We start from the raw sequence: 255 nt of genomic DNA on the forward strand, positions 1-255 counted from the left end.
TGGCGTACATTGATCTTGCGCCTCCCGCTGAGAATCGCGCTGACAACCGGTTGGCCGCCCAGTTCTTTGGAAAGATCGGTCTCTTCAAGCCCCTGTTGATCCATCAGGAAATGCAGGACTTCATGGGCTGGCGCGTCAGGGATGTCTATATGTTCGTTCTCGTAATCTTCGACGAGACGTCCAATGAGCTCAAGAAAATCTGCGAGCTCATGTTCTTCATTGTCGCCTACCACATCGAGCAGTGCATTCATGAGG

General features: G+C 52.2%; 1 protein-coding gene. It reads left to right on the forward strand.

All coding sequences use genetic code 11. From position 1 onward, the window contains the following. The coding region (locus tag MWC30_RS22300) for a hypothetical protein (protein ID WP_244086368.1) at positions 1-255 on the forward strand (255 nt) is incomplete at both ends.

This window comes from Desulforhabdus sp. TSK (genome assembly GCF_022836495.1).
Lineage (GTDB): Bacteria > Desulfobacterota > Syntrophobacteria > Syntrophobacterales > Syntrophobacteraceae > Desulforhabdus.